The organism is Kosakonia oryziphila, from assembly GCF_900094795.1.
GTDB classification, from domain to species: Bacteria; Pseudomonadota; Gammaproteobacteria; order Enterobacterales; family Enterobacteriaceae; genus Kosakonia; species Kosakonia oryziphila.
Genome location: NZ_FMBC01000025.1, coordinates 1 through 15,400, shown reverse-complemented (window position 1 = coordinate 15,400; position 15,400 = coordinate 1). Strand labels below are relative to the sequence as shown.

General features: G+C 51.4%; 20 protein-coding genes and 1 pseudogene. 16 read left to right on the top strand and 5 right to left on the bottom strand.

Annotated elements, in window-relative coordinates; genetic code table 11:
• Window positions 1-36 precede the first annotated feature (36 nt).
• Window positions 37-1,101, bottom strand: a complete 1,065-nt coding sequence (ulaG, locus tag GA0061070_RS13115; RefSeq protein ID WP_090136550.1) for an L-ascorbate 6-phosphate lactonase — start codon at window positions 1,099-1,101, stop codon at window positions 37-39.
• Between the two features lie 361 nt (window positions 1,102-1,462).
• Here ulaG and ulaA point away from each other — a divergent pair, with 361 nt between their 5' ends.
• From ulaA to GA0061070_RS13085, 6 genes are read left to right on the top strand one after another with little or no spacing between them, the layout of a single operon-like run.
• On the top strand, window positions 1,463-2,860 hold the full coding sequence (gene ulaA, locus GA0061070_RS13110; protein ID WP_090136549.1) for a PTS ascorbate transporter subunit IIC: 1,398 nt from the start codon (window positions 1,463-1,465) through the stop codon (window positions 2,858-2,860).
• A 14-nt stretch (window positions 2,861-2,874) separates the two neighbouring features.
• Complete coding sequence (ulaB, locus tag GA0061070_RS13105; RefSeq protein ID WP_090136548.1) at window positions 2,875-3,180, top strand: PTS ascorbate transporter subunit IIB; 306 nt, start codon at window positions 2,875-2,877, stop codon at window positions 3,178-3,180.
• Window positions 3,181-3,189: 9 nt separating this feature from the next.
• A complete protein-coding gene (ulaC, locus tag GA0061070_RS13100) occupies window positions 3,190-3,657 on the top strand; it encodes a PTS ascorbate transporter subunit IIA (protein ID WP_090136547.1) in 468 nt (155 codons plus the stop codon).
• A 12-nt stretch (window positions 3,658-3,669) separates the two neighbouring features.
• The gene (locus GA0061070_RS13095; RefSeq protein ID WP_090136546.1) at window positions 3,670-4,323 is read left to right on the top strand and encodes a 3-keto-L-gulonate-6-phosphate decarboxylase UlaD; all 654 of its coding nucleotides are present in this window, start codon (window positions 3,670-3,672) and stop codon (window positions 4,321-4,323) included.
• Between the two features lie 9 nt (window positions 4,324-4,332).
• Window positions 4,333-5,187: an L-ribulose-5-phosphate 3-epimerase gene (locus tag GA0061070_RS13090; protein WP_090136545.1), complete on the top strand. Its 855-nt coding sequence runs from the start codon at window positions 4,333-4,335 to the stop codon at window positions 5,185-5,187.
• Entirely contained in the window at window positions 5,187-5,870 is a 684-nt protein-coding gene (locus GA0061070_RS13085) for an L-ribulose-5-phosphate 4-epimerase (RefSeq protein WP_090136544.1), read from the top strand. Before GA0061070_RS13090 ends, GA0061070_RS13085 begins: the two co-directional genes overlap by 1 nt.
• A gap of 99 nt (window positions 5,871-5,969) precedes the next feature.
• Here GA0061070_RS13085 and GA0061070_RS13080 read toward each other — a convergent pair whose 3' ends face one another.
• A complete protein-coding gene (locus GA0061070_RS13080; protein ID WP_090136543.1) occupies window positions 5,970-7,163 on the bottom strand; it encodes an MFS transporter in 1,194 nt (397 codons plus the stop codon).
• 149 nt (window positions 7,164-7,312) lie between these two features.
• Window positions 7,313-7,585 (bottom strand): DUF1471 family protein YjfY, encoded by a 273-nt coding sequence (gene yjfY, locus GA0061070_RS13075; protein ID WP_090136542.1) that lies wholly within the window; start codon window positions 7,583-7,585, stop codon window positions 7,313-7,315.
• Window positions 7,586-7,930: 345 nt separating this feature from the next.
• Here yjfY and rpsF point away from each other — a divergent pair, with 345 nt between their 5' ends.
• The 5 genes and pseudogenes from rpsF to GA0061070_RS13050 all read left to right on the top strand — a co-directional run.
• Complete coding sequence (gene rpsF, locus GA0061070_RS13070; protein WP_007372769.1) at window positions 7,931-8,326, top strand: 30S ribosomal protein S6; 396 nt, start codon at window positions 7,931-7,933, stop codon at window positions 8,324-8,326.
• Between the two features lie 6 nt (window positions 8,327-8,332).
• The gene (gene priB, locus GA0061070_RS13065) at window positions 8,333-8,647 is read left to right on the top strand and encodes a primosomal replication protein N (protein WP_090136541.1); all 315 of its coding nucleotides are present in this window, start codon (window positions 8,333-8,335) and stop codon (window positions 8,645-8,647) included.
• Window positions 8,648-8,651: 4 nt separating this feature from the next.
• Window positions 8,652-8,879 carry a 30S ribosomal protein S18 gene (rpsR, locus tag GA0061070_RS13060; protein WP_000135199.1) on the top strand — a complete coding sequence of 76 codons (228 nt, stop codon included), beginning with the start codon at window positions 8,652-8,654 and terminating at the stop codon, window positions 8,877-8,879.
• A 41-nt stretch (window positions 8,880-8,920) separates the two neighbouring features.
• The gene (gene rplI / locus GA0061070_RS13055) at window positions 8,921-9,370 is read left to right on the top strand and encodes a 50S ribosomal protein L9 (protein ID WP_074774232.1); all 450 of its coding nucleotides are present in this window, start codon (window positions 8,921-8,923) and stop codon (window positions 9,368-9,370) included.
• Between the two features lie 181 nt (window positions 9,371-9,551).
• A pseudogene (locus tag GA0061070_RS13050) lies at window positions 9,552-9,889 on the top strand (EamA/RhaT family transporter); the annotation flags it as partial.
• 51 nt (window positions 9,890-9,940) lie between these two features.
• Here GA0061070_RS13050 and GA0061070_RS13045 read toward each other — a convergent pair.
• On the bottom strand, window positions 9,941-10,594 hold the full coding sequence (locus tag GA0061070_RS13045) for a LysM-like peptidoglycan-binding domain-containing protein (protein ID WP_090136539.1): 654 nt from the start codon (window positions 10,592-10,594) through the stop codon (window positions 9,941-9,943).
• A 263-nt stretch (window positions 10,595-10,857) separates the two neighbouring features.
• On the opposite strand from GA0061070_RS13045, the gene bamJ reads away from it, so the two are divergent.
• Window positions 10,858-11,478: a BamJ family beta-barrel-assembly machinery protein gene (gene bamJ, locus GA0061070_RS13040; protein ID WP_090136538.1), complete on the top strand. Its 621-nt coding sequence runs from the start codon at window positions 10,858-10,860 to the stop codon at window positions 11,476-11,478.
• An 88-nt stretch (window positions 11,479-11,566) separates the two neighbouring features.
• Here the strand turns inward: bamJ and GA0061070_RS13035 are convergent, their stop codons facing one another.
• Entirely contained in the window at window positions 11,567-11,827 is a 261-nt protein-coding gene (locus GA0061070_RS13035) for a tyrosine-type recombinase/integrase (protein ID WP_425256057.1), read from the bottom strand.
• 305 nt (window positions 11,828-12,132) lie between these two features.
• Here GA0061070_RS13035 and GA0061070_RS13030 point away from each other — a divergent pair, with 305 nt between their 5' ends.
• The 4 genes from GA0061070_RS13030 to GA0061070_RS13010 form a co-directional block, all read left to right on the top strand.
• Window positions 12,133-12,789 (top strand): DUF2778 domain-containing protein, encoded by a 657-nt coding sequence (locus GA0061070_RS13030; RefSeq protein WP_244153116.1) that lies wholly within the window; start codon window positions 12,133-12,135, stop codon window positions 12,787-12,789.
• Window positions 12,773-13,045 carry a hypothetical protein gene (locus tag GA0061070_RS13025; RefSeq protein ID WP_090136537.1) on the top strand — a complete coding sequence of 91 codons (273 nt, stop codon included), beginning with the start codon at window positions 12,773-12,775 and terminating at the stop codon, window positions 13,043-13,045. The genes GA0061070_RS13030 and GA0061070_RS13025 overlap by 17 nt, the downstream gene beginning before the upstream one ends.
• A 567-nt stretch (window positions 13,046-13,612) precedes the next feature.
• Window positions 13,613-15,019, top strand: a complete 1,407-nt coding sequence (gene cycA / locus GA0061070_RS13015; protein WP_090136536.1) for a D-serine/D-alanine/glycine transporter — start codon at window positions 13,613-13,615, stop codon at window positions 15,017-15,019.
• Window positions 15,020-15,125: 106 nt separating this feature from the next.
• The coding region (locus GA0061070_RS13010; protein ID WP_139109764.1) for a transposase at window positions 15,126-15,400 on the top strand (275 nt) is incomplete at its 3' end.

Genomic DNA, 15,400 nt, shown 5'->3' with positions numbered 1-15,400 from the left:
ATGTACGGACACCCGCTTTGGCTCCGGCTTTTGCCTTTAGAGGAAAGACTTAAACGGTAAATCGGGCTCGATAGTGAAGCAGTCATTAAAACCACGTGGGTAGTGATATTCGCCATTGTCTTTATCCATAGGCCAGGTAAATTTCCCGCCGACCTGCCAGATATAAGGTTTAAAGCCATACTGCAAGCGGTCTTTTTTCATATTCCACAGGACTCGAATCTCTTGTGGATCGGCCTGGAAATTGGACCAGATATCGTGGTGGAACGGGATCACGACTTTTGTGTTTAGTGCTTCAGCCATACGCAGTATGTCGGCGCTGGTCATCTTGTCGGTAATGCCGCGAGGGTTCTCGCCGTAGGAACCCAATGCCACATCGATTTGGTGCTCGTTGCCATGCTTCGCATAGTAGTTGGAATAGTGCGAGTCGCCGCTGTGGTACAGCGTACCGCCGGGCGTTTTAAAGAGATAGTTCACCGCACGCTGATCCATGCCGTCAGGCAGTATGCCAGCCGCTTTTTGCTCGGCAGGGAGGGTAATTAATGCGGTGCGATCGAATGCATCAAGTGCATGAATTTCAATATCTTTTACGCGAACAATATCACCTGGTTTGACGCTGATACAGCGCGATTTCGGTACGCCCCAGCCAATCCATAAATCGACACAGGTTTGTGGGCCGATGAAGGGGATATCGTCGGCACAGTTCTTCATGACAGCAGCGGCGACGTTTACATCAATATGATCGTTGTGATCGTGGGTTGCGAGGATGGCATCGACCTGACGGATCGCAAACGGATCCAATACAAACGGCGTGGTGCGCAGGTTAGGTTGCAGTTTTTCAACACCTGCCATGCGTTGCATCTGATGGCCTTTTTTCATCAATGGGTTACCGTGGCTCTGCTTGCCCGTACCGCACCAGAAATCGACGCAAACATTGGTACCCCCTTCTGATTTCAGCCAGATACCGGTACAGCCCAGCCACCACATCGCAAAGGTGCCGGGAGCGACATATTCCTGCTCAATTTCTTCATTAAGCCAGCTTCCCCACTCGGGAAAAGTGCTCAGAATCCATGATTCCCGGGTAATAGTTTCAATTTTACTCATCGTGTCACCCCTTACCTTTTTAATCAAATTAAATCATATTGTGATTTATCATGATTTATATTTTCACGGTTTCATCATGGATGCAACAAGGTTTAGCGTGTTAAATCGCATTGTGATGATGCTTTTACGATAATTTTTTGCATGCTGATTTTTCTATTTTTTTGTTAACTGTATTAATTTTAATGGTTATTTTTAACGTTGTCGTCTTGAGTATGTACGCATAGTGAAAAAGGGGAAATAAATTGCGTGATGCATCACAAATAATCAAAAACAATCTTTTTGTGATTATTTGTGATTGATAGAGTGCTTGCACCTTGTGTTGCATTGCACAGATGCAGCCGCTTTTTTACTGGAGCGAGTTATGGAGATTCTCTACAACGTCTTCACCGTCTTTTTTAACCAGGTGATGACCAATGCCCCATTACTGCTGGGGATCGTGACTTGTATTGGCTATATCCTGTTGAGAAAAAGCGTCAGCGTTATCGTTAAAGGCACGATCAAAACGATCATCGGCTTTATGTTGTTGCAGGCGGGGTCGGGGATTCTGACCAGCACGTTTAAACCGGTGGTCGCCAAAATGTCGGAAGTGTACGGCATCAATGGCGCGATTTCTGACACTTATGCATCAATGATGGCGACCATCGAACGTATGGGCGACGCGTACAGTTGGGTGGGTTACTCCGTACTTCTGGCATTGGCGCTTAATATTATTTACGTACTGCTGCGGCGTATCACCGGCATTCGCACCATCATGCTGACCGGGCACATCATGTTCCAGCAGGCTGGCCTGATTGCGGTGTTCTTCTTTATTCTCGGCTACTCTATGTGGACCACCATTATCTGTGCTGCTGTGCTGGTTTCACTCTATTGGGGCATTACCTCCAATATGATGTACAAACCTACGCAGGAAGTGACAGATAACTGTGGCTTTTCTATCGGTCATCAGCAGCAGTTCGCCTCCTGGATTGCTTACAAAATCGCACCGTATCTCGGGAAAAAAGAGGAGAGCGTTGAAGATCTGAAATTACCGGGCTGGCTGAATATCTTCCATGACAACATTGTCTCTACCGCTATTGTCATGACGTTTTTCTTCGGTGCGATTCTGCTCTCCTTTGGCCTCAATACCGTTCAGGCGATGGCGGGCAAAACCCATTGGACGGTCTATATCCTGCAAACCGGTTTCCAGTTTGCGGTGGCGATTTTCATTATCGTCCAGGGCGTGCGTATGTTTGTTGCCGAGCTTTCCGAAGCATTCAACGGTATTTCGCAGCGCTTGATTCCGGGGGCTGTGCTGGCGATTGACTGTGCGGCGATTTATAGCTTCGCGCCGAACGCGGTGGTCTGGGGCTTTATGTGGGGGACTATCGGCCAATTGATTGCGGTCGGCATCCTGATTGCCTGCGGCTCCTCTGTTCTCATCATTCCTGGTTTCATCCCGATGTTCTTCTCCAACGCCACGATTGGCGTCTTCGCTAACCACTTCGGCGGCTGGCGTGCTGCCATCAAGATTTGCCTGGTGATGGGCATGATCGAAATTTTTGGCTGTGTATGGGCGGTAAAACTGACGGGAATGAGCGCATGGATGGGAATGGCTGACTGGTCCATCCTGGCGCCGCCGATGATGCAAGGCTTTGCCTCTGTGGGGATCGCGTTTATGACCGTGATGATTTTGACTGCACTGGCTTACATGTTCTTCGCTGGTCGCGCTCTGCGCGCGGAGGAAGACCTGGAAAAACAACTGACAGAACGCTCTGTTTAAAAAGGAGTTTGATTATGACCGTACGTATCCTGGCTGTGTGTGGTTGTGGGCAAGGCAGTTCCATGATCATGAAAATGAAAGTTGACCAGTTTTTGACGCAACAAAAGGTCGACCATACGGTGAACAGCTGCGCCGTGGGGGAATACAAAAGCGAGCTGAGCGGGGCGGACATCATCATTGCCTCTACCCATGTCGCCAGTGAAATTGAAGTTTCCGGTAATAAGTACGTGGTGGAAGTACGCAATATGCTTTCTGCCGCTGATTTTGGTCCGAAGCTGATGGAAGTCATCAACGCCCATTTTGCCCAGGATGTGAAATAAGGACTCGCTATGAAATTACGTGACTCGCTGGCGGAGAACAATGCGATTTGCCTGCAGGCAGAAGCCAGTTCGTGGCAGGAAGCGGTGAAGCTTGGCGTGGATCTGTTGGTAGAGGCTGAGGTTGTTGAGCCGCGTTACTACCAGGCCATTCTTAATGGTGTGGAACGGTTCGGACCGTATTTCGTGATTGCTCCGGGGCTTGCTATGCCTCATGGCCGCCCGGAAGAAGGGGTGAAGAAAAATGGTTTTGCACTGGTGACCCTCAAAACACCACTGGCTTTTAATCACGAAGACAACGACCCGGTCGACATTCTGATCACACTGGCGGCAGTGGATGCGCGCACGCATCAGGAAGACGGCATCATGCAAGTCGTCAACCTGTTTGAAGACGAAACGAATTTTGACCGTTTACGCGCCTGCCACACGGTGCAGCAGGTACTGGATTTAATTGATAGCGCCACGGCGGCGTCTGTATAAGGAGCACGAAACATGTCTGATTTACCGATGTTGCAGGTAGCCCTGGATAACCAGACGCTGTCACACGCTTATGAAACCACCCGCTTAATTGCCGAAGAGGTGGATATTATTGAGGTAGGGACCATTTTGTGTGTCGGCGAGGGCGTTCGGGCTGTTCGCGACCTTAAGGCATTGTATCCTCACAAAATCGTACTGGCCGACGCCAAAATTGCCGATGCCGGGAAAATACTTTCAAGAATGTGCTTTGAAGCTAATGCAGACTGGGTGACAGTGATCTGTTGTGCCGATATCAACACGGCCAAAGGTGCATTGGATGTGGCGAAAGAGTTTAACGGCGACGTGCAGATTGAACTGACCGGCTACTGGACGTGGCAACAGGCGCAGCAGTGGCGAGATGCAGGTATTCAACAAGTTGTTTATCACCGTAGCCGTGATGCGCAGGCGGCAGGTGTCGCATGGGGTGAAGCGGATATCAGCGCGGTGACAAAACTGGCTGAAATGGGCTTTAAGGTGACGGTGACTGGTGGACTGGCGCTGGAGGATTTGCCGCTGTTCAGGGGTATCCCCATTCACGTCTTTATTGCCGGGCGCAGTATCCGCGACGCCGCTGATCCAGTTGAAGCGGCGCGTCAGTTCAAACGCTCGATTACTCAGTTGTGGGGATAAGGAGCAGGTATGTTGTCAAAACAGATCCCGCTGGGTATCTACGAAAAAGCACTCCCTGCCGGGGAGTGTTGGCTGGAACGCTTGCGGCTGGCGAAAACGCTGGGTTTCGATTTTGTTGAAATGTCGATTGATGAAACCGATGTGCGTCTGTCCCGCCTCGACTGGAGCTCTGAGCAGCGCCTGGCGCTGGTGGCTGCGACAGCAGAAACGGGAGTTCGTGTTCCCTCAATGTGTCTGAGTGCGCACCGGCGTTTTCCGCTGGGCAGCGAAGATGACACGGTGCGCAACCAGGGGCTGGATATCATGTGTAAGGCTATCCGGCTTGCGCAGGATACCGGTATCCGAGTGATTCAACTTGCCGGTTATGACGTTTATTACCAGCAGGCGAATGATGAGACGCGTCGCCGCTTTCGTGATGGGCTCAAAGAGAGCGTTGAAATGGCCAGTCGCGCGCAGGTAACCCTGGCGATGGAAATTATGGATTACCCACTGATGAACTCAATCAGCAAAGCGCTGGGATACGCACACTACCTTAATAACCCGTGGTTTCAGCTTTATCCAGATATCGGCAACCTTTCTGCCTGGGATAACGACGTGCAGATGGAACTCTTGGCGGGCATCGGCCATATCGTGGCGGTTCATGTCAAAGATACGTGTCCTGGCGTCTTCAAAAACGTCCCCTTTGGCACTGGCGTCGTAGATTTTGAGCGCTGTTTCTCCACACTCAAAGAGAGCGGCTACTGTGGTCCCTATTTGATCGAGATGTGGAGCGAGGCGGCAGAAGATCCGGCGGCAGAGGTGCTAAAAGCGCGCGATTGGGTGAAAGCGCGTATGGCAAATGCGGGTTTAGTGGAGGCGGCATAGTGCAAAAGCTTAAACAACAGGTGTATGACGCTAATATGGATCTGCCACGATATGGGTTAGTGACCTTTACCTGGGGAAATGTCAGCGCTATTGACCATGATCGCGGGCTGGTGGTGATTAAACCCAGTGGTATTGCCTATGAGAATATGAAGCCAGATGACATGGTTGTGGTGGATTTACAGGGCAACAGGGTGGAAGGGCAGTGGCGTCCGTCTTCCGATACTGCAACACATCTTGCGCTGTATCGACGCTATCATCAACTTGGCGGTGTTGTGCATACCCATTCCACTCATGCCACGGCCTGGGCGCAGGCGGGGCTGGCAATCCCGGCGCTTGGCACCACGCATGCAGATTATTTCTTTGGCGATATTCCCTGCACGCGGGCGCTCTCTGAAGAAGAGGTACGGGAAGAGTATGAACTCAACACTGGTAAAGTGATCGTCGAGACGTTGGGCAAAAGTAATCCACTACATACGCCGGGAATTGTGGTCTACCAACACGGTCCGTTTGCATGGGGAAAAGATGCCGCTGACGCCGTTCATAATGCGGTGGTCATGGAAGAGGTTGCCCGGATGGCCTGGATTGCACATAGTATCAACCCGGCGTTAAAAGCAATTGATAATTACCTGATGAATAAGCACTTTATGCGTAAACATGGGCCGAATGCGTATTACGGTCAGTAAGGTACAGTTCGGCAAGTCGAAGCACTATTGGGTGCGCATATTATTATGCTCCGGAATTTGTACGCCTTCTGGATGTTACTGGTCTGATTCCGCAGACTTTTATGCCTGACGATAGGATGATGGTATGCAGCGCATCCCTATTAGCGTAATCAGGCAGATCACGGCACCGGCATAAAATGTTGATGCTGCACCCTGCGTTTCCCACAGAATGCCGGCTCCGGCACTGGCTAATAGCAGAGCGATACCGCTCATCAGGTTAAACATGCCAAAAGCGGTACCGCGCAGTTCTGCAGGAGCGGTATGGGCGATCATCGCCGCCAGTAAGCCCTGAGTCATTCCCATATGAATCCCCCACAGGCCAACGCCGAGCAGCAGCGTACTCCAGTGGTGACTTAACGCCAGTACCAGATCGGCAGCAATCAGTACCAACAGGCCCGCCTGCAACATTTTACTATGGTTCATGGCGTCGGACAGTTTACCAAAAGGGTAGGCCGTCAGACCGTACACCAGGTTCATCGCGACCATTACCAGCGGAATGGCGAACAGTGGAATATTCATCTGCTGCGCGCGCAGTACCAGGAACGCTTCACTGAAACGGGCGAGGGTAAAGACAAAGCCTGACGCCACCACCCACCAGTACGCTTTTCCCAGACGCATTAAGTTTTCCCGGCGGACAGGGTTCGTGCGTTTGTGCGTGACCAGCGTTTGGGGTTCCTGCAGGCCGAAAAACAGCAGCACAACGGCCAGTGCGCCAGGGATCACTGCTACCCAAAAGATGGACTGGAAATCATCGTTCCACAGCAGCATAAAAGCGACGGCCAGCAGCGGCCCGAGGAACGCGCCAATCGTATCCAGCGACTGGCGTAAACCGAAAGCCGCACCGCGAATTTCCGCAGGTGTGACATCGGCAACCAGCGCATCGCGAGGAGCCCCACGGATCCCTTTGCCAACGCGATCAATCATCCGCGCGCCGAATACAAGACCGGAGGAGGATGCCAGGGCAAACATAGGCTTACTGAGCGCACCCATACCATACCCCAACAGAGCCAGTCCTTTACGTTTGCCAATATAATCGCTGATTGCGCCGGAGAAGACCTTCACCATCAGCGCTGTGGCTTCCGCCAGTCCTTCGATCAGGCCGATTACCACCACGCTGGCACCGAGCGTCGTGGCCATAAATAGTGGCAGCAGGCTGTGGATCATTTCTGATGAGATATCCATCAGCATACTAACGCCGCCCAGAACCCAAACGCCTTTGGGTATACGGCTGAGTACAGAAAAACGTGTGAGCATAGCTTCTCCGCGCACTTTTCATAACGCTGGCAAGCCTTTATTAAACCTGTCGGTGGGGTATTTGATAAGCACCGAAGGAAAATTATTCTCACTTCTGAGCGCGGCCCCAATCCGGGGCCGCAGCGCAAGGGAGACTTAGCCTGATGCAGTTAGCGGTAAATATCCGCGCTGGCGTGCAGAGCGCCGTTGCTGCCTGGCTCGTGTATCAGGATTGGGTGAAAGTAGGTGGCGTTTTGTGCGTCGGTTGCGGCATTCAAAGCCTGGTCGGCTTCCTGTTCGCTGGCGAAGTTATGATTGATGTAAATAACGCCTAAGCTGCGCACATCATCCATGTTCCGGGCTTGCCGGTTGTCGAGTTTGATTGCTGCCGTCGCGTTGAGGCTGAGCAATAAGGTTGTTAGTAAAATTGCGATGTATTTCATGATGCTACTCTCCAATATAATGCCGGATATTATGTTTTGAACATCTCTCCTCCTTTGTTTTGAGGCCTGATTAAAGTTTACGCGTTTGTTATAAAGCGTATCGCGACCATTTCTGATGCTGTCGTTCAAAAAATTGCCGGAATGCGTTTTGTTTAATTTTAATGCGCTCAGGGGAGTTCTCTTTGCGCTTAGTGCGAATTATTTGTGCAATTCACCTTGAGTTTGCCCTGAGGGATCAGTATTATGACGCGTCAATTTTTCAGCCGACCTTTAATCACGTTCCTTGCCTCCACGGGCCTCGGCTGACCCAGACAGGAGGCTGAATAATCCGTAAGGAGCAATTCGATGCGTCATTACGAAATCGTTTTTATGGTCCATCCTGACCAGAGCGAACAGGTTCCGGGCATGATCGAGCGTTACACTGGTGCTATCACCGGTGCGCAAGGCACGATCCACCGTCTGGAAGACTGGGGCCGCCGTCAGTTGGCTTACCCGATCAACAAACTGCACAAAGCTCACTACGTTCTGCTGAACGTTGAAGCGCCGCAGGAAGTGATCGATGAGCTGGAAACAAGCTTCCGCTTCAACGACGCCGTTATCCGTAGCATGGTAATGCGTACTAAACACGCTGTTACCGAAGCATCTCCGATGGTTAAAGCGAAAGACGAGCGCCGTGAGCGTCGCGATGATTTCGCAAACGAAACCGCAGATGATGCAGATGCTGGGGATTCTGAAGAGTAATTTCTGATGACCAACCGACTGGTGTTGTCCGGCATCGTATGCAGGACCCCGCTTCGTAAGGTCAGCCCGTCAGGAATACCTCACTGCCAGTTCGTGCTTGAGCATCGTTCTGTGCAGGAGGAAGCCGGTTTTCACCGGCAGGCATGGTGCCAAATGCCTGTAATAATCAGCGGGCAGGAGAACCAGGCCATTACTCACAGTATAACGGTCGGTAGAGCAGTAACTGTTCAGGGATTCATCAGTTGCCACAAGGCAAAGAATGGCCTGACTAAAATGGTTCTGCATGCCGAGCAGATTGAATTGATAGATTCTGGAGACTAGCCATATGGCACGTTATTTCCGTCGTCGCAAGTTCTGCCGTTTCACCGCGGAAGGCGTTCAAGAGATCGACTATAAAGATATCGCTACGCTGAAAAACTACATCACCGAAAGCGGTAAGATTGTCCCGAGCCGTATCACCGGTACCCGTGCAAAATATCAGCGCCAGCTGGCACGCGCTATCAAACGCGCTCGCTACCTGTCCCTGCTGCCGTACACTGATCGTCATCAGTAATCGGCCACGGTCCATTAATACGACTTTGAGAGGATAAGGTAATGCAAGTTATTCTGCTTGATAAAGTAGCAAACCTGGGTAGCCTGGGTGATCAGGTTAACGTTAAAGCGGGCTACGCTCGTAACTTCCTGGTACCGCAGGGCAAAGCTGTTCCGGCTACCAAGAAAAACGTTGAATATTTCGAAGCACGTCGCGCTGAACTGGAAGCCAAACTGGCTGACGTTCTGGCGGCTGCTAACGCTCGCGCTGAAGAAATCAACGCACTGGGCACTGTTACCATCGCGTCTAAAGCAGGCGACGAAGGTAAACTGTTCGGTTCCATCGGTACTCGCGATATCGCTGACGCAGTGACTGCGGCTGGCGTTAAAGTGGCTAAGAGCGAAGTTCGTCTGCCGAACGGCGTTCTGCGTACCACCGGTGAGCACGAAGTGGACTTCCAGGTTCACAGCGAAGTATTCGCTAAACTGACTGTAAACGTTGTTGCTGAGTAATTTTTACTCGTAACGATGCCCTTAGTCGTGCTGGCGTGCAGAAAGGCGGCAAATGAGTGGATCCCCGGAAGCTGAGACAACTCAGTGACCAGGATAAGCGAATGTAGCCAACGTATCTGCAATGTGAAATACGACGGGGAATGAAACGCCGGCCTTGTGCCGGCGTTTTGCTTTTTAGCGCTACCAGAACGACAAGCTTCGCTATAACAAAACACTCGGTTGCATATTGGGTTTTGCCTGCGTGATGTTGGTTAACTTCCCCAGTGGCTTGCATGATTCTACTTGTGCCTGGAAGGGGATGGATTCATCGTGCTGGCTGCGGGTGGGAGTACATAGCCTGTCGGCAGTTGTGGTGCTTGATGCGCGCTGGAGCGTGCAGCGGAAGCTTAACCGCGTCAGCATGATTACCCCTTTCAACTTTGTCGTACCAGTTGCCAGTATGGTGCTATCCGCCATTTTTCCCGGCGAGAGTATTATCTATATCAAATATGGCGTGGCGCGGTGTTGGTCTGCTCGTAGATCTGATGGGCGAATGAACGTGCCGGATAAGCATTTATCCGGCTTTAGCGGTTAACGTGCGCGAATAAAGCTACCGTCCGGCTGGCGGGTAAACAACACCTGTTGACCGCTGGCCTCAATGGTTAATCCGGTCACTACGCCGTTAGCATTCTGGCGAATCTTCACCATCTGGCCGTTTTTCAGGCTGCTTAGCGGTTTCCCCTCACCTTCCACTTTCGCCATCGCGTATACATCGGTAGGCGGCAGGTTATGGTCACGGAACAGTTGCGCCAGCGTTTTCCCTTCTTCTACACGATAAGAGCGCCACTGTTGCTCAATGCCGCCGGAAGAGGAGATCGTCGGGCGGCTTTGCGCCACCGGGGCTTCTTGCTGCTGCACCGGCTGTTGCTCTGGTTGCTGCTGTTCGAGTGACTCTTCAGCGCCCGGTGCGACCTGTTGCGGATCATTCACTACCACTGGTGGCGTTTGCGCTGGGGCGACAGGTTGAGCGGCAGTGGATGAGGGTAACTGAATTTGCGCTTCGCGTGAGGCGGGAACCGACTTCGTATTGTCCGTTGACGGTAGCAGAAAGCCGATAATCACCAGCAACGCGCCCAGGATCAAACCGCGACGGTGAAACGGCGGGAGCGGGTCCATAAGGCGAAAATGGTCCGGGGCTTGCCAGATTTTCACTAGGGTAGGTTTCAGTTCAAATCGCCCGGGCATGGCTTTCCTCCTGCTCCGCGTCATTTAAAATCCTGTCTCGTTGAGTATATACATTTTATCCTTCCGGGGTGGCGTCTATCGTTTTTAACTCTCTGATCGTCAGCACAAAGTCGGATTTTTCTACAGCAAAATTAGATTTATCTTACGGGCTCTATTCTTTCCCTTTCTCTGCGATTTGTCATCTTTCCTGCGACAAAGTTGTACCCGGCGCAGCCCGGCTGTTATGCTGCGCGCTACCTTAAAAAGCGATGGAAGGAAAACCCATGACAACCCCAACTTTTGACACGATCGAAGCGCAAGCCAGCTATGGCATCGGTTTACAGGTCGGACAGCAGCTTAGCGAATCCGGGTTAGAGGGGCTGTTACCGGAAGCGCTGGTCGCGGGCATCGCGGACGCGCTGGCAGGTAAACAACCTGCCGTACCGGTTGATGTCGTACATCGCGCCCTGCGTGAAATCCACGAACGTGCCGACGCTGTGCGTCGCTCCCGTTTTGAAGAGATGGCGGCAGAAGGCGTGAAATATCTGGAAGAAAACAGCGCCCGTGAAGGCGTGAACAGCACCGAATCCGGTTTACAGTTCCGCGTGATCAATCAGGGCGAAGGCGCAATCCCGGCGCGTACCGACCGTGTTCGTGTGCACTACACCGGTAAATTGATTGACGGTAGCGTATTCGACAGCTCCGTCGCGCGCGGTGAACCGGCTGAATTCCCGGTTAACGGTGTGATTGCTGGCTGGATTGAAGCCCTGACGCTGATGCCGGTCGGCTCCAAATGGGAACTGACTATCCCGCATAACCTCGCTTATGGTGAGCGTGGCGCTGGTGCATCTATCCCGCCATTCAGCACGCTGGTATTTGAGGTGGAACTGCTGGAAATTCTGTAATTTCCCGCATAAATCCCTCCCTCTTTTGGGTGGGTTGTCAAGTGGCGCAGTGCAGCAACACACTGCGCCAATTCAATAAATTAGATACTCAACTAACCTTCAAAACACCCAAATTGCCTCCATTGTGTGGACACAATGTGGACACGTCACTAAGCGGGTTGTAGCTTACTGCATCCTGTAAATAATCGAGTGCAAAGTGTGCATACGTCATGGTTTGTGAAATATCCGAATGTCCCAGGATTCTTTGCAATACGATGATGTTACCGCCCTTCATCATGAAATGAGTGGCGAAGGTATGCCGCAATGCATGTGCCGCCTGTCGGGCATCGTTTTCCGTACCCCTCACCAGACGCGCTGTAAGCCGCTCGGAGGCTGCTTTTTCTCACCCCCCCCGCGCGCACGGCCATGCAACGCCTCTCAGACTTCAGATCAGAGACAATCCGACCATTGCCTCCAAAGCGCGCGCTTGCTCCCCCGCCTCGCCTGCGCGCTAAACGTGCCTCTTTTTGTGCACTTTTGAAACCTTGACGGTTCCGCAGTAGATCTGGTGCTGGAATGGATTATTAATATCAAAAATATTGTGCAGCAATTGTCCCGAAGATTTGACAATGCCCTATGAAAGCATCGTGAAATATTTGCAATGTTCACTTCTCAGTGAAAAAAATCATACCCGCCCGCGATTTTGCCTGTAAGGAAAATGCGCGTGATATGCTCATCGCACTAAAAACTATTGAACGATGGACGAAGCAGGGAGGTTTTCGCGAGATGATTTATTGCAGACTGGATTTTAACAATCTTTATGACCATGGCAGAATCGCCAGGTTTCAGGTCTCCGGGGTAGGACAATTCCCGGTGTTTAGTGGTATCGGTGCATACGTTAACCGCCCGGAATGCTCCATGCTCAGTAACGCCGCCATTCCCCCCGGAAAATACTGGATCGTTGATCGTCCAAAAGGCGGCGCCCTGAGTACACTGCAACAGTGGGGGAAAGAGCTGGCTACTGGCAACAGCTACGATGACTGGTTCGGGTTGTTTCGCCAGGATGGTGTGATCGATGACCGGATGCAGTTTAACGTTGGACCCGGTTATTACTACCGAAGCAGTTTCAGGCTTCATTCCTTGCGGCCAGATGGTACAGGACTCAGTGAAGGGTGTATCACATTCTGTCACCGCGCTGATTTTTACGCGGTACGAGCCGCATTGTTACACACGCATAAAATGCCTGTTCAGGGTGGTAATGGTCTGATGGCGTATGGTGAGGTAACTGTAACCGGCAACACAGGAAGGAATTGTAATGTCAGCAATCGTTAAATGGGGCACGCGCTTCGTCGCTTTTTGTGTGCTCAGCTACCTTGTCGCTCTCAGTGGTTCCCTGCGCCCGCTGGTTAACAATATTTATATTCCGTTCACTGACTTTTTAACTCAGCTTGGTCTCGGAGAAATGCGTGACTACGGCGAACGGCTGGATAATAACTTAATCATTCTGTATTTTTTCTTTTCGGCCGTGGTTGCAGTCCTGCTTATTTTCTGTGCTGAGTGGTCAGTAAAGCAGATACGCAAAAAATGATCCACTGCTCAAAACAAAAGCCACAAAAGCCACAAAAGCCGCTATGAGCGGCTTTTGTCGTTTTAATGTCTACACCAGATCACTGACTCCCATCCACTTCATTCAACGCAACCATTATTGTCAGCCGTTCAGCCGATGGAAGCGCCGCATATTTCGCGCGGCAGCGCTCAGCTTTGCGCCAAATGCTGGGCTTTGTCATTGTAAAATGGACACTTTTGTCAAAGTGTGGTCACTATGTGGACACTGATTTTAAAAATCCCTTTCAATCAGTAACTTAAAAACTTGACCTTCCCATTGATGGAGGGAGGGGTGAGAAAAGTGCGTCGATCGTTCGTTAATAAGATCAATGTCGATATATTATCTTGCAAACTATGCGATCAGGTGTATTTTTGTGAGGCTTTTCGCATTAACTAAGTGATATGACACTCACTTTCAACAAATATTTAACATTCGATTTAATTCAGAGTATCCATCCCGCCGATTCTTACCTAATATCGATGCGTCCATAAAGGACGGAACACGCAATGAAAGGCCAGAAGAGCCCAACAACACAGACAGGATCAAAACATGGTAGATCAGGTTAAAGCCGCAGCCGACGAACAGGCTTCGACTGAACAGTCGCTACGGCGAAATCTCACAAACCGGCATATACAGCTTATTGCGATCGGCGGCGCTATCGGCACCGGGCTGTTTATGGGCTCTGGCAAAACCATCAGCCTCGCAGGTCCGTCGATCATTTTTGTTTATATGATCATCGGGTTTATGCTGTTTTTCGTAATGCGCGCAATGGGTGAGTTGCTGCTGTCGAACCTCGAATATAAGTCATTTAGCGACTTCGCCGCCGATCTGCTGGGGCCGTGGGCGGGGTACTTTACTGGCTGGACTTACTGGTTCTGCTGGGTGGTGACCGGGATGGCTGACGTGGTGGCGATCACCGCCTACGCGCAATTCTGGTTTCCAGGCATTGCCGACTGGGTTGCAGCGCTGGCGGTGGTATTACTGCTGCTGAGCCTCAATCTCGCGACGGTAAAAATGTTCGGCGAGATGGAATTCTGGTTTGCGATGATCAAAATCGTTGCCATTGTCGCGCTGATTATTGTGGGTGTAGTGATGGTGTTGATGCACTTCAAATCGCCGACGGGCGTTGAAGCATCGTTCGCGCACCTGTGGAATGACGGCGGCTGGTTCCCGAAAGGCATCAGCGGTTTCTTCGCTGGTTTTCAGATTGCAGTCTTTGCCTTTGTCGGGATCGAACTGGTTGGCACAACAGCGGCAGAAACTAAAGATCCGGAGAAATCCCTGCCACGTGCGATTAACTCCATTCCGCTGCGCATTATCATGTTCTATGTTTTTGCGCTGATCATTATTATGTCAGTGACGCCGTGGAGCTCGGTCGTCCCGGACAAAAGCCCGTTTGTGGAACTGTTTATGCTGGTTGGCATTCCGGCAGCCGCGAGCATCATCAACTTTGTGGTGCTGACTTCTGCCGCATCGTCGGCGAACAGCGGCGTCTTCTCGACCAGCCGTATGCTGTTTGGGCTTGCGCAAGAGAACATGGCGCCAAAAGCGTTCGCTAAACTCTCTAAACGCGCGGTGCCGGCAAAAGGGCTGACCTTCTCCTGTATCTGCCTGCTGGGCGGCGTGGTGATGCTCTATGTGAACCCGAGTGCGATTGCTGCGTTCACCATGATCACTACCGTATCAGCCATTCTGTTTATGTTTGTCTGGACGATTATTCTCTGCTCATACCTGGTATATCGTAAACAGCGCCCGCATTTGCACGAAAAATCGAGCTACAAAATGCCGCTGGGTAAATTGATGTGCTGGGTGTGCATGGGCTTCTTTGCCTTCGTACTGGTGCTGCTGACGCTGGAAGCGGATACTCGAGAAGCGCTGATCGTCACACCGCTGTGGTTTATTGTGCTGGGCGCGGGCTGGCTCTATGCTGGCAAAAAACGTCTGGCTGGCCGTTAGCCATAAAAAAGAGCCGCAAAGCGGCTCTCAGACTGCTGACAAAGTCCTGGCCGTAAGGTCAGGACTTTGATCTAATAAGGTCAGTACAATTAACGGACTGACCGCCATGCTCAGAGAACCTGCCCCACAACAGTACCAGTTTGAAATGGTCACCCTTGAGGAACTCGTTCCCGAAGACCATCTGGTACGTAAAATTGATGCCACCATCGACTTTGAATTTATCCGCGATGCCGTAAAACACCTCTACTGCGCTGATAACGGCAGGCCCGCCATTGACCCGGTACGCCTGATTAAGATGATGCTGCCAGGCTATCTCTTTGGCATTCCCTCTGAACGCCGGCTGGTGAAGGAAATCCAGGTCAATACAGCGTACCGCTGGTT

Coding starts and splice junctions, on each gene's coding strand:
- ulaG (WP_090136550.1), bottom strand. CDS start 1,101: ATGAGTAAAATTGAAACTATTACCCGGGAATCATGGATTCTGAGCACT.
- ulaA (WP_090136549.1), top strand. CDS start 1,463: ATGGAGATTCTCTACAACGTCTTCACCGTCTTTTTTAACCAGGTGATG.
- ulaB (WP_090136548.1), top strand. CDS start 2,875: ATGACCGTACGTATCCTGGCTGTGTGTGGTTGTGGGCAAGGCAGTTCC.
- ulaC (WP_090136547.1), top strand. CDS start 3,190: ATGAAATTACGTGACTCGCTGGCGGAGAACAATGCGATTTGCCTGCAG.
- GA0061070_RS13095 (WP_090136546.1), top strand. CDS start 3,670: ATGTCTGATTTACCGATGTTGCAGGTAGCCCTGGATAACCAGACGCTG.
- GA0061070_RS13090 (WP_090136545.1), top strand. CDS start 4,333: ATGTTGTCAAAACAGATCCCGCTGGGTATCTACGAAAAAGCACTCCCT.
- GA0061070_RS13080 (WP_090136543.1), bottom strand. CDS start 7,163: ATGCTCACACGTTTTTCTGTACTCAGCCGTATACCCAAAGGCGTTTGG.
- yjfY (WP_090136542.1), bottom strand. CDS start 7,585: ATGAAATACATCGCAATTTTACTAACAACCTTATTGCTCAGCCTCAAC.
- rpsF (WP_007372769.1), top strand. CDS start 7,931: ATGCGTCATTACGAAATCGTTTTTATGGTCCATCCTGACCAGAGCGAA.
- priB (WP_090136541.1), top strand. CDS start 8,333: ATGACCAACCGACTGGTGTTGTCCGGCATCGTATGCAGGACCCCGCTT.
- rpsR (WP_000135199.1), top strand. CDS start 8,652: ATGGCACGTTATTTCCGTCGTCGCAAGTTCTGCCGTTTCACCGCGGAA.
- rplI (WP_074774232.1), top strand. CDS start 8,921: ATGCAAGTTATTCTGCTTGATAAAGTAGCAAACCTGGGTAGCCTGGGT.
- GA0061070_RS13045 (WP_090136539.1), bottom strand. CDS start 10,594: ATGCCCGGGCGATTTGAACTGAAACCTACCCTAGTGAAAATCTGGCAA.
- bamJ (WP_090136538.1), top strand. CDS start 10,858: ATGACAACCCCAACTTTTGACACGATCGAAGCGCAAGCCAGCTATGGC.
- GA0061070_RS13025 (WP_090136537.1), top strand. CDS start 12,773: ATGTCAGCAATCGTTAAATGGGGCACGCGCTTCGTCGCTTTTTGTGTG.
- cycA (WP_090136536.1), top strand. CDS start 13,613: ATGGTAGATCAGGTTAAAGCCGCAGCCGACGAACAGGCTTCGACTGAA.